The 12,587-nt window shown below is 70.4% G+C and carries 9 protein-coding genes and 2 tRNA genes; all 11 read left to right on the top strand.

The genetic code is table 11. From position 1 onward, the window contains the following. Window positions 1-518: 518 nt before the first annotated feature. Entirely contained in the window at window positions 519-1,652 is a 1,134-nt protein-coding gene (gene dnaN, locus VFL99_RS11575; protein ID WP_325106509.1) for a DNA polymerase III subunit beta, read from the top strand. 147 nt (window positions 1,653-1,799) lie between these two features. Next, a complete protein-coding gene (gnd, locus tag VFL99_RS11570) occupies window positions 1,800-2,921 on the top strand; it encodes a phosphogluconate dehydrogenase (NAD(+)-dependent, decarboxylating) (protein ID WP_325106507.1) in 1,122 nt (373 codons plus the stop codon). A gap of 10 nt (window positions 2,922-2,931) precedes the next feature. After that, window positions 2,932-4,287 (top strand): DNA replication/repair protein RecF, encoded by a 1,356-nt coding sequence (locus VFL99_RS11565; protein WP_325106506.1) that lies wholly within the window; start codon window positions 2,932-2,934, stop codon window positions 4,285-4,287. Between the two features lie 65 nt (window positions 4,288-4,352). Further along, window positions 4,353-4,940: a DciA family protein gene (locus VFL99_RS11560; RefSeq protein ID WP_325106505.1), complete on the top strand. Its 588-nt coding sequence runs from the start codon at window positions 4,353-4,355 to the stop codon at window positions 4,938-4,940. A gap of 542 nt (window positions 4,941-5,482) precedes the next feature. Continuing rightward, on the top strand, window positions 5,483-7,549 hold the full coding sequence (gene gyrB / locus VFL99_RS11555; protein ID WP_325106508.1) for a DNA topoisomerase (ATP-hydrolyzing) subunit B: 2,067 nt from the start codon (window positions 5,483-5,485) through the stop codon (window positions 7,547-7,549). A gap of 310 nt (window positions 7,550-7,859) precedes the next feature. Beyond that, on the top strand, window positions 7,860-10,571 hold the full coding sequence (gene gyrA / locus VFL99_RS11550) for a DNA gyrase subunit A (protein ID WP_325106504.1): 2,712 nt from the start codon (window positions 7,860-7,862) through the stop codon (window positions 10,569-10,571). Beyond that, entirely contained in the window at window positions 10,568-11,116 is a 549-nt protein-coding gene (locus tag VFL99_RS11545) for a DUF3566 domain-containing protein (protein WP_325106503.1), read from the top strand. Before gyrA ends, VFL99_RS11545 begins: the two co-directional genes overlap by 4 nt. Window positions 11,117-11,198: 82 nt before the next feature. Next, window positions 11,199-11,275 (top strand) — tRNA-Ile (locus tag VFL99_RS11540). A gap of 62 nt (window positions 11,276-11,337) precedes the next feature. Then, on the top strand, window positions 11,338-11,457 hold the full coding sequence (locus VFL99_RS11535; RefSeq protein WP_325106502.1) for a DLW-39 family protein: 120 nt from the start codon (window positions 11,338-11,340) through the stop codon (window positions 11,455-11,457). A gap of 54 nt (window positions 11,458-11,511) precedes the next feature. Further along, window positions 11,512-11,587 (top strand) — tRNA-Ala (locus VFL99_RS11530). 509 nt (window positions 11,588-12,096) lie between these two features. Beyond that, window positions 12,097-12,587: sigma factor-like helix-turn-helix DNA-binding protein (locus tag VFL99_RS11525; protein ID WP_349256054.1), on the top strand; the 491-nt coding region annotated here is incomplete at its 3' end.

Genomic DNA, 12,587 nt, shown 5'->3' with positions numbered 1-12,587 from the left:
ATCCACAGGCTGTGGACAACCTGTGTGTATCGGACGTCTGATCGAGTCATCCACGACATGTGGACAGCGCTGTGGACGACTGGGGAACACGCCGGGTTCGTGCGGGGAAAACTGCCCCTCGAGCTCGGCGGCCTTGTGGACGGCGCGCGTTCCTCCACAGGTATGCCGAGTTTTCCCCGGTCCTCGTCCACGCACCACCCACAGGGCTGTGGGGGGACTCACCTGCGACAACGAGGGTTGTCCACACGATCCACAACACCGATGACGATGACAAGTCATACCTCGGACCAGGGAGCACCCCCATGGTTGGGGACAACGACCCGCTCCGTCGTCCGGACAGGCGTTCGATGCGTCGAACGGAGAGGGCGTGTTCCCCTCTGTCGGGTCGTGGCACTAGGGTCAGACTCCACATCTGTCCAGCACCCTGTGTCGTTCAGCGCTCCCCGACGCCTCCTGCCGGTGGCCGTGGGGCACCGTTCGCCCAGGTCGTGCTGATCGTGCTCGAAGGGCGGGAACCGGTGAAGTTCAGGGTCGAACGCGAAGTCTTGGCCGAGGCCGTCACGTGGGCGGTGCGCGGGCTGTCGACCAGGCCGCCCGTGCCGGTGCTCGCGGGCGTGCTGCTCGATGCCGACGAGGCCGGCACGCTCACCCTCTCGGCGTTCGACTACGAGGTGTCCGCGCGGGTGACGATCGCCGCCGAGGTCAGTGAGCCCGGCACCGTGCTGGTGCTGGGCCGGCTGCTCGCCGACATCTCCCGCAACCTGCCCGCGCAGCCGGTCGACGTCGCCACCGAGGGCAACAAGGTCCAGGTCACCTGTGGCTCGAGCCGGTTCAGCCTGCTGCAGATGCCCTCCGAGGAGTACCCGACCCTGCCGGAGTCCCCCGAGGCCAGCGGCACCATCGACGGCACGGTCTTCACCGAGGCCGTCGCCCAGGTGAGCGTCGCCGCCGACCGCGGTGACACCCTGCCGATCCTCACCGGCGTCCGGGTCGAGATCGAGGGTGACAAGGTCACTCTGCTCGCCACCGACCGCTACCGCCTCGCCATGCGCGAGCTCACCTGGAACCCGGCCAGCACCGACGCCAGCCACGTCGCGCTGGTGCCGGCCCGGACGCTGTCCGACACCGCCAAGGCGCTCGGCGCCTCCGGCACCATCGAGATCGCGCTCGCCAGCGCCGGCCAGGGCGACGGCCTCATCGGCTTCGAGGCCGGCCAGCGGCGCGCCACCACGCGCCTGCTCGACGGGGAGTACCCGAAGGTCACCTCGATCTTCCCGACCAGCGTCGACACCACCGCGATCGTGCAGACCTCCGCCATCGTCGAGGCGGTCAAGCGCGTGGCCCTCGTCGCCGAGCGCAACACCCCGGTACGGCTGCGGTTCACCGAGGGCCAGCTCGCGATCGAGGCGGGCACCGGCGAGGACGCCCAGGCCAGCGAGGCCATCGCCTGCGACCTGCAGGGACCCGAGCTCGAGATCGCCTTCAACCCGCAGTTCCTGCTGGACGGGCTGGGAGTCCTCGGCACGCCATACAGCCGCTTCGCGTTCACGCAGCCGAGCCGTCCCGCGGTCCTGTCGGGGCAGGAGGAGTCCGACGGCGAGTCCGACGAGTCCTACCGCTACGTGCTCATGCCGGTGCGCTTCGCCAGCTGATCAGCGGCGACGTCGCAGGAGCCGCGCAACGACAACTGCGGCGACGTCGCAGGAGCCGCGAGACAGCAACGTCGGTGCGCCGGGCGCCCGATGGGCGTCGTACCGTGAGACAGCACTCGGACACCGCCGGAGACGAAGGAGCTTGCCATGCAGCTGGGACTGATCGGCCTCGGGAAGATGGGCGGCAACATGCGCGAGCGGCTGCGCAAGGCCGGCCACGAGGTGGTGGGCTACGACCGCAACCGCGAGGTCAGCGACGCCGACTCCCTCGAGGGCATGGTCGCGCAGCTCGAGGCGCCGCGGACCGTGTGGGTGATGGTCCCGGCCGGTGACCCGACCCGGCAGACCGTCGAGCAACTGGGCGACCTGCTCGACGAGGGCGACCTGGTGATCGACGGCGGCAACAGCAAGTTCACCGACGACTTCGCCAACGCCCAGCTGCTCAGCGAGAAGGGCATCGGCTACGTCGACTGCGGAGTCTCCGGGGGCGTCTGGGGGCTGGAGAACGGCTACGGCCTGATGTGCGGCGGCGACGACGAGCACGTGCAGCGCGCCATGCCGATCTTCGACGCGCTGCGGCCGGAGGGCCCCCGCGAGGAGGGCTGGTGCCACGCCGGCGACGTGGGCGCCGGGCACTACGCGAAGATGGTGCACAACGGCATCGAGTACGGCCTCATGGCCGCCTACGCCGAGGGCTTCGAGCTGCTCGAGGCCAAGGACATCGTCAAGGACGTGCACGGCTGCTTCAAGGCCTGGACCCGCGGCACCGTGGTCCGCTCCTGGCTGCTGGACCTGCTGGTCAAGGCCCTCGAGGAGACCCCGGACCTGCAGGGCATCAGCGAGTACACCACCGACTCCGGCGAGGGCCGCTGGACCGTCGAGGAGGCGATCAACAACGCGGTCCCGATGCCGGTGATCTCCGCCGCGCTGTTCGCCCGGTTCGCCTCCCGGCAGGAGAACTCCCCCGCCATGCAAGCGGTCGCCGCGCTGCGCGGCCAGTTCGGCGGGCACGCCGTGCAGATGCTCGAGGACGTCAAGGGCGGCACGCACGGCGGCGCCGAGCCCAAGCAGGACGGCAGGGCAAAGCCGGGCGCGAGCGGTGAGGGCACCGACACGGGCACGGGCAAGAGCGCGGAGCAGCAGGCCAGCGAGGTGGCGTCGGCCGGCCCCTCCTCGGGCAGCGGCAGCGCCACCGCCGGCGGCTCGAAGCAGAGCGGCAACCCCGGCGAGGCGGGCCCCTCCTCGGGCACCGGCTCCACCACCGGGTGACCGGCCAGCGGTGCACCTGAGCCACCTGTCGATCGGCGACTTCCGCAGCTACCCGCACGCCGAGGTGCCGCTGCGGCCGGGCGTCACCACGTTCATCGGGCTCAACGGGCAGGGCAAGACCAACCTCGTGGAGGCGGCCGGCTACCTCGCCAGCCTGGGCAGCCACCGCGCGCCCAACGACGCCCCGCTCGTCCGGTATGGCGCCCCGCAGGCGATCGTGCGCGGCATGGTCGTGCGCGACGGCCGGGAGACGCTGGTCGAGCTCGAGATCACCCCGGGCCGGTCGAACCGGGCCCGGCTGAACCGCTCCCCGGTGCCGCGGCCGCGCGACGTGCTGGGGTCGCTGCGTACGGTGCTGTTCGCGCCCGAGGACCTCGCCCTGGTCAAGGGTGACCCCTCGGAGCGGCGCCGGTTCCTCGACGACCTGCTGGTCGCGCGGCAGCCGCGCTGGGCCGGGGTGCGCTCCGACTACGACAAGGCGCTCAAGCAGCGCAACGCCCTGCTCAAGTCGGCTGCGCCGGTGCTGCGCCGCGGGTCGAGCAGCCGCGGCGGTGCCGGCGGTGGGGCCCGCACCCGCGACGGCCTGCCGGTGGAGGACGCGCGTGCCAGCGCCCTGCACACCCTGGACATCTGGAACGCGCAACTCGCCGAGATCGGCGCCGCCCTCGTGTATGCCCGGCTGCGCCTGTTGCGTGACCTCGTCCCCTACCTCACCCACGCCTACGACGAGGTGAGCGCGGGCAAGTCCCGGGCGTGGGCGGCATACCGCTGCTCGGTGCACGAGCAGGTGGCCGAGCGGATCACCGACGGTGCGGTGCCGGAGCAGGCCGAGCTGCGGGAGGCGCTGCTGGCGACGTTCGCGCAGGTGCGCGAGAAGGAGTTCGAGCGCGGCGTGACGCTGGTCGGGCCGCACCGCGACGACGTCGTGCTGACCCTCGGGGAGCTGCCGGCACGGGGGTACGCCAGCCACGGGGAGTCGTGGTCGTTCGCGCTGGCGCTGCGGCTGGCCGCCTACCAGCTGCTGCGGCACGACCTCGGGACCGATCCGGTGCTCGTGCTCGACGACGTGTTCGCCGAGCTGGACGTCGGGCGGCGCGAGCGGCTGGCGGCGCTGGTCGCCGACGGGGAGCAGGTGCTGATCACCGCCGCCGTGCCCGAGGACGTGCCCGCGGCGCTGCGGGACGTCGGCGCGACCTGGGAGGTGACGCTGGGCTCGCTGCGTGAGGTCGACGGACCGGCGACCACGGAACGCGGTGGGCTCGGCGTGGCGCCGGGCGAGGTGGCGGCGAGGAGCGTGGCGCCGGACGTGGCGCCACCGGACGCCGCGCCCGATGGACGTGCCGAGCCCGCTGAGGACGCCTCCTGATGGCGCCGGCTCGGGGACGCGGTCGTGGACCGCAGGGAGCAGGCCGGCCGGAGGAGGCCCAGCCGGTGTCGCGGCCGGCGGTCGACCCGGCGGTCCAGCTGCCGGGAAGCCCGGGACCGCAGGACGAGCCGGGCGCGAATCCCTCGGTCGAGGAGCCGGACCCTGACGGCGCCGCGCTCGCCGCCTTCGCCCGCGCCCGCAAGGCCGCGCGGGACCGCGGGCTGCGCCCGGGCAGCCCCGCCGCGCGGAGCCGTGTTCCACGCGGAACACGCGGTGAGACCACCCGGGGCGGCAGTCGACGCGACCCGGAGCTGCTCGGCGAGCAGCTGGACCGGCTGCTGCTGGACCGTGGCTGGAACGTGGACGTGGCCGTCGGGTCGGTCATGGGTCGGTGGCCCGCCATCGTCGGTCCGCACGTGGCCGAGCACAGCAAGCCGGTCACCTTCGAGGACGGCGTGCTGACGGTCCGGGCCGACTCGACCGCCTGGGCCACCCAGCTGCGACTGCTCAGCAGCTCGATCATGGGCCGGCTCGAGGCCGAGGTCGGGGCCGACGTCGTGCTCGAGCTGCGGATCCACGGCCCGAGCGCCCCCTCCTGGTCGCGCGGTCCACGCCGGGCCCAGGGGCCCGGCCCGCGCGACACCTACGGGTGAGCGTGTCCGTGGCCACCTGCCGCTGAGAGGGGCCTCGGGGCGACGAAGCGATCGGCCGCGTGGGGCGCGCAGGGTCCGGGGGACGTATCGGGACTCATCTGGCGGCACAGATTTGCCGGAAATCGCCCGCTGGGGGCCTCCGCAGACGCGTTCGCCGGCGTTTCAGCGGTAGAATGAGCAGCGAATCAGCGGTCACGACGGGGCGGGTCCCTGCTGCCCCAGAGCGACCGTGTTCCGTGTCCGACGTCGTCCAGGTGTCGCCCCGCGTCACCATGGCTGGCCCGCGGCCCCCGCAGGGGAGGTGCCCGGCCGCTCCACGACGCACGCCGGCTGCGAGCCGCGCCCATGTCCGCCACCGAAGGAGCACCGTGCCCGAGGTCAATCCTGAGCCCTATGACGACCAGACCCCCGAGGCCGGTGACTCCACGGACAACCAGACCGGCGCCCAGCCGACCAGCGAGCAGGTCAACGAGCCGACCGGTGAGCCGGCCGAGCAGGCGGTGAACCGCACCCCCGGCGCGCCGGCCGCCCCGGAGCCGGAGATGCCGGAGCTGCCCGAGACCTCGGCCGAGGACGGCGAACCGGAGTCCCTGGCGACGGCGTCGGCCTACGACGCCTCGGCGATCCAGGTGCTCGAGGGACTGGAGGCCGTCCGCAAGCGCCCGGGCATGTACATCGGTTCCACCGGCGAGCGGGGCCTGCACCACCTGGTCACCGAGATCGTCGACAACTCCGTCGACGAGGCGCTCGCCGGCTACGCGACCCACATCGAGGTCAGCCTGCTCGAGGACGGCGGCGTGCGCGTGGTCGACAACGGCCGCGGCATCCCGACCGACATCCACCCGGTGGAGAAGAAGCCGGCCGTCGAGCTCGTGCTCACCCAGCTGCACGCCGGCGGCAAGTTCGGTGGCGGCGGGTATGCCGTCTCCGGTGGCCTGCACGGCGTGGGTTCCTCGGTCGTCAACGCCCTGTCGAGCCGCCTCGACGTGGAGGTGCGCCAGCGCGGCCGCGTCTTCCGGCAGACCTACCGCCTCGGCGTGCCGCAGGCGCCGCTGTCCACCGACGAGGAGACCGACGAGACGGGCACGACGGTCACGTTCTGGCCGAGCCCGGACATCTTCGAGACGACCCGCTTCGACTGGGAGACACTGCGTTCCCGGTTCCAGCAGACGGCCTTCCTCAACAAGGGCCTGACGATCAGCCTCACCGACGAGCGCAGCGACGTCGCGCCCGAGGAGGACCCCGAGGCCCTCGACGAGGGCATCCGGGAGGACGCGGCGGAGGCGGCGAGCAAGCCCAAGGAGCCCCGCACCGTCACCTACCGGTATGACGAGGGCCTGGTCGACTACGTCCGTCACCTCAACTCCTCCAAGCGCTCGGAGCCGGTGCACGACGAGATCATCGACTTCGAGGCCGAGGACAAGGAGCGGATGCTCCAGGTCGAGATCGCGATGCAGTGGACCACCGCCTACTCGGAGTCGGTGCACACCTACGCCAACACGGTGAACACGCACGAGGGCGGCACCCACGAGGAGGGCTTCCGCGCCGCGCTCACCCGCGTGATCAACGACTTCGCCAAGAAGCAGAACCTGCTCAAGGAGAAGGACGACAACCTCACCGGCGACGACATCCGCGAAGGCCTGACCGCCGTCGTGTCGATCAAGCTCGGCGAGCCGCAGTTCGAGGGCCAGACCAAGACCAAGCTGGGCAACTCCGAGGCCAAGGGCTTCGTGCAGCGCACCGTGACCGACGAGCTGACCGACTGGCTGGACCGGCACCCCAACGAGGGCCGCGCCATCGTCAAGAAGTCGATCCAGGCGGCGGCCGCCCGCATGGCCGCCCGCAAGGCCCGCGAGGCCACCCGGCGCAAGGGCCTGCTCGAGAACGGCGGCCTGCCCGGCAAGCTGCGCGACTGCCAGAGCAACGACCCCACGATCTCCGAGGTCTTCATCGTCGAGGGCGACTCCGCCGGCGGCTCCGCGGTGCGTGGCCGCAACCCGGAGCGCCAGGCGATCCTGCCGCTGCGCGGCAAGATCCTCAACGTCGAGAAGGCCCGCATCGACAAGGTCCTCGCCAACAACGAGGTGCAGGCGCTGATCTCGGCGTTCGGCACCGGCATCGGCGAGGAGTTCGACATCAGCAAGGCGCGCTACCACAAGATCGTGCTGATGGCCGACGCCGACGTCGACGGCATGCACATCCGGACCCTGTTGCTGACGCTGCTGTTCCGGTTCATGCGCCCGCTCATCGAGGCCGGCTACGTCTACCTCGCCCAGCCCCCGCTCTACCGGATCAAGTGGAGCAACCACGAGCACGAGTTCGCCTACACCGACCGCGAGCGTGACGCCATGGTCGCCGCCGGCCAGTCCAACGGCTGGCGCCTCCCGAAGGACAACGCGATCCAGCGCTACAAGGGCCTCGGAGAGATGGACTACCAGGAGCTCTGGGAGACCACGATGGACCCCGACCACCGGGTCCTGCTCCAGGTCACGCTCGACGATGCCGCCGCCTCCGACGAGATCTTCTCGATCCTGATGGGCGAGGACGTCGAGAGCCGCCGCGGCTTCATCCAGCGCAACGCCAAGGACGTGCGCTTCCTTGACATCTGACGTGCTGGTACGGCGGCTGGATCGGCGCGGCGCGGTCGGCTGGGTCGGCGCGGCGGCATACGTGCGTCGTCGCATTCCCTCGCCCTCGCTGCCGCTCGGGCTCACGCCAGACCCGCGCCAGCGACGACGCACGCACGCCGCCACGCCTCAGCTGGTCGGGCGGCGGTGTGGCCAGGGCATTCCGCCGTCCGGCCTCTCAGCAGGAGCGCCCCGGCACCTGCATGTCCCCGCCGCCTACGGGACCGATCGCCTCCCCGGCAACCACACGGCATACCGACTGAACGACGTTGACGACAAAGGGAACTGACACGTGAGCGACATCACGCCACCGATCGAGGGCGACCGCAGCGAACCGGTTGACCTCAACACCGAGATGCAGCGCAGCTACATCGAGTACGCGATGAGCGTCATCGTGAGCCGCGCGCTGCCGGACGTGCGCGACGGGCTCAAGCCGGTGCACCGCCGGATCGTCTACGCGATGTATGACGGTGGCTACCGTCCCGACCGCGGGTTCAACAAGTGCTCGCGCGTCGTGGGTGACGTGATGGGGCAGTACCACCCGCACGGTGACACCGCGATCTACGACGCGCTGGTGCGGCTGGTGCAGGACTGGTCGATGCGCTACCCGCTGGTGCAGGGGCAGGGCAACTTCGGCTCGCCGGGCAACGACCCGGCCGCGGCGCCGCGGTACACCGAGTGCCGGATGGCGCCGCTGGCCATGGAGATGGTCCGCGACATCGGCGAGGACGCGGTCGACTTCGAGCCGAACTACGACGGCAAGACGATGCAGCCGAGCGTGCTGCCCAGCCGGTTCCCGAACCTACTGGTCAACGGCTCGGCCGGCATCGCAGTCGGCATGGCCACGCAGATCCCGCCGCACAACCTGCGCGAGGTCGCCGAGGGCGTGCAGTGGTTCCTGGAGCACCCGGACTGCAGCCGTGAGGAGCTGCTGGAGAAGCTCCTGACGATCATCAAGGGCCCGGACTTCCCCACCGGCGCGCTCATCATGGGCCGCAAGGGGATCGAGGACGCCTACCGCACCGGGCGCGGGTCGATCACGATGCGCGCGGTCGTCGAGGTCGAGGAGATCCAGGGCCGGCAGTGCCTCGTGGTCACCGAGCTGCCCTACCAGGTCAACCCCGACACCCTCGCCGAGAAGATCGCCGAGCTGGTCAAGGACGGCCGGCTCGCGGGGATCTCCGACCTGCGCGACGAGACCTCCGGGCGCACCGGGCAGCGGCTGGTCATCGTGCTCAAGCGCGACGCCGTGGCCAAGGTGGTGCTCAACAACCTCTACAAGCACACCCAGCTGCAGCAGACGTTCGGCGCCAACATGCTGGCGCTGGTCGACGGGGTGCCGCGCACGCTGCCGATCTCGGCGTTCGTGCGCTACTGGGTCGAGCACCAGATCGACGTCATCGTCCGGCGGACGCGGTTCCGGCTCAAGCAGGCCGAGGAGCGCATCCACATCCTGCGCGGCCTGCTGAAGGCCCTGGACATGCTGGACGAGGTCATCGCGCTGATCCGGCGCTCCCCCACCGTGGAGGACGCCCGCGACGGCCTGATCCAGCTGCTGGACATCGACGAGATCCAGGCCCGGGCCATCCTCGACATGCAGCTGCGCCGCCTGGCGGCCCTGGAGCGGCAGCGCATCCTCGAGGAGCACGACGAGCTGCAGGCCAAGATCGACGACTACAACGCGATCCTGGCCTCGCCGGAGCGGCAGCGGCAGATCATCATGGACGAGCTCGGCGAGATCGTCGAGAAGTACGGCGACGACCGACGCACCCGGATCGTGCCGTTCGACGGCGACATGTCGATGGAGGACCTCATCCCCGAGCGGGACGTGGTGGTCACCATCACCCGCGGCGGCTACGCCAAGCGGACGCCGGTCGACGCCTACCGCTCCCAGCGGCGTGGCGGCAAGGGCGTGCGGGGCGCCCAGCTGCGTGGCGACGACATCGTGGAGCACTTCTTCACCACGACGACCCACCACTGGCTGCTGTTCTTCACCAACCTGGGGCGGGTCTACCGGGCCAAGGCCTACGACCTGCCCGAGGGCAGCCGCGAGTCCAAGGGCCAGCACGTGGCCAACCTCATGGCGTTCCAGCCCGGTGAGCACATCGCCCAGGTGCTGGACCTGCGCGACTACGACCACTCGGCATACCTCGTGCTGGCCACGCAGGGCGGACTGGTGAAGAAGAGTCGGCTGCAGGACTACGACTCCAACCGCTCCGGTGGGCTGATCGCGATCAACCTGCGCGCGGGGGACGAACTGGTCGGCGCCCAGCTGTGCTCGGCCGAGGACGACCTCATCCTGGTCTCCCGCAAGGGGCAGTCGGTGCGCTTCCACGCCTCCGACGACGTGCTCCGGCCGATGGGCCGGTCCACCTCCGGCGTCACCGGCATGAAGTTCCGCGGCGACGACGACCTGCTCGCGATGGGGGTCGTGGCCGAGGGCACCGACCCCGACCTGTTCGTCGTGTTCGAGAACGGGCTGGCCAAGCGGACGCTCTCCTCGGACTACCCGACCAAGGGTCGCGGCATCCTCGGGGTGAAGGTCGCGCACCTGTCCGAGCGCGGCGGTGACCTGGTCGGCGCCCTGATCGTGGACGAGGACGACGAGGTCATGGTCGTCATGGAGAAGGGCAAGATCGTCCGCTCCCGCGTCGACGAGGTCCGCCGCACCGGACGCAACACGATGGGCGTCCAGTTCGCCACGCCCGGCAAGCACGACGCGATCGTGGCCGTGGCCCGCAACACCGAGCGGATCGTCGAGGCCGAGGTGGAGGCGTCCGAGGACGGCGGCGGCAGCGACGGCGCCGACGCGCCCGAGGCCGGCAGCGACGGCGCAGCCGCTGAGCAGGACACCGACGCGTCGGCTACTGCCACCCAGCCCGATGCCGTACCGTCGGACGAGGCAACCCGGCCCACGGAAGGCTCGACCGAGGCCTCCGACGAGGCCAGTGAAGTCTCCGCGCCGGAGGCTGAGGAGCCCGGTCAGGAAGGTAGCGACGAGTGAGCACGTCAGGTCAGGCGGGCACGGCGGCCCGCAGCAGTGGGGAGACGCGCACCGTGCCACAGCAGAACCGGCCCTCCGGGCGTTCCGGTGCGGGCACCGGCACCGACCAGCGATCCCCGGGCCAGTCCCGCCCGGGCGGGCGCTCCTCCGGCGGCCCGGCCCCGCGGCCTCGTGGTCCGCGCCGGGTGCGGCTGACCGTCTCGCGGTGCGACCCGTGGTCGGTGATGAAGATCTCGTTCCTGCTGTCGGTCGCCATCGGCATCGCGTTCGTCGTGATGATCGCCGTGCTGTGGCTGCTGCTGTCGGGCATGGGCGTCTTCGCCGACGTCAACCGCACGGTCTCCGACATCGTGAACAACCCGCAGAGCGGGTCGGCGTTCAACATCATGGACTACATCGGCTTCGGCCGGGTCGTCTCGCTGGCGGTGGTCATCGGCGTCATCGACGTGGTCCTGATGACGGCGATCTCCACCCTCGGAGCGTTCCTCTACAACATCTGCTCCTCCCTCGTCGGCGGCCTGCAGGTCACGCTCTCCGACGAGTGAACGGGCGGCCGACCTCGTTTTGATCGGGGGTGCGCCGGTGGGATACCCTCGACCGGCGCACCTGTTCGGGTGCCGCACCCCCGGGCCTATAGCTCAGTCGGTTAGAGCGCTTCCCTGATAAGGAAGAGGTCAGAGGTTCAAGTCCTCTTAGGCCCACCACGAACGGTTCGTCACCACGACGAGCGGCATCATCCGGACCTCGACGGACGAGAGGGAGTGAGATGAAGAAGCTCGTGCTCCTGATCGCCGCAGCCGCTGGCGCGGTGGTCGTGCAGCGGAAGATCAAGGCCCAGCAGGCCGAACAGGACCTGTGGGCAGAGGCCACCGACACCGTCGAGTGACCACCCTCGGTATGCCGAGTGGTTGCCTGCGCAGCCTCCCTCGCCGACCGACCAGGGGCCATGGCGCAATTGGTAGCGCACCTGCTTTGCAAGCAGGGGGTTAGGGGTTCGAGTCCCCTTGGCTCCACCATCTATAACTGCAGGTCAAACGGCGTTTTCTCCTCCATTTTGGCCTAACCCCATGCTGATCCTCACGACGCTGTAGGGGACTGCTGGGGGAAGGCAGGGCCCTTGGGGCTGGCCGAACGGCCGATGTTGGCGCGTCAGACCAGACCACTACCCTTCTGATGTCAAGACCTGGAGCACGCATCGAGGCGAGGGAGTCGGGCCGGAGGGGACGCTGTGGATTCACCGGCGAGTTGTGACTTCGCCGCACAGTCGCTGCGGGGGAGGGCAGTCGCAGCGGCCGTGCTCACATTTGTGCGGTCGAGAGCCGGTGAGCCGCTGACCCTCGGCGAGATTGTGGACGGAATACGGGACAGAGTTGCTTTCACGCCGACTCAGTCGGTCGTCCGCTCCACCGTGACCGCCCTCGCCCGACGAGAAGACAACGAGTTGCACAAGGCCCGCCACGGGCGCTACGTGTGGTCGCCAGACGGAAGCATCCCGCCGCTACCAACGCCACCCCGCGTGGCGCGCATGATCGAGCTTCGCTCCGCTGGGCAGTCTCTGGACGAGATCGGGCGAGAGTTCGGTGTTACGCGAGAGCGAGTCCGCCAACTTCTGAAGAAGCATGGTGGACCAACTGCCGAGCAGGTTCGGCGTACGCAGGTGGCCAAGGCAGAGAAGGCGGCGCAGATGCAGGCGAAGGATGTCGCCAGCGCTCTGCGGGCTGCCCTCAGCGAGAGCGGTCCGATGAACGTGGCGGAGGTGGCAGCCGCAACCGGGCTCGAGCCCGGCGCTGTCTCCCAATTCTGGCCGGAGGATCTCCTGCATCTGAGGCTCTGGGCTGCGCGCCGCAGCGAGAACCGGTGGTCGGACGACGAGATTCTGGATGCCATACGGGAGGCGGCCCTGTACGAGTTCCCGCTCACGACCAAGGCTTATGCAGGCCTATTGGCTGTCGGCCAGATCAAGGGGCCGTCGCTCCCCCGCATTTGGCAACGCTTCGGATCTTGGTCAGCGGTGTG

This window comes from Segeticoccus sp., from assembly GCF_035708005.1.
Note: the sequence above shows the minus strand (reverse complement) of the source record. Positions and strands in the feature narration are given on the sequence as shown.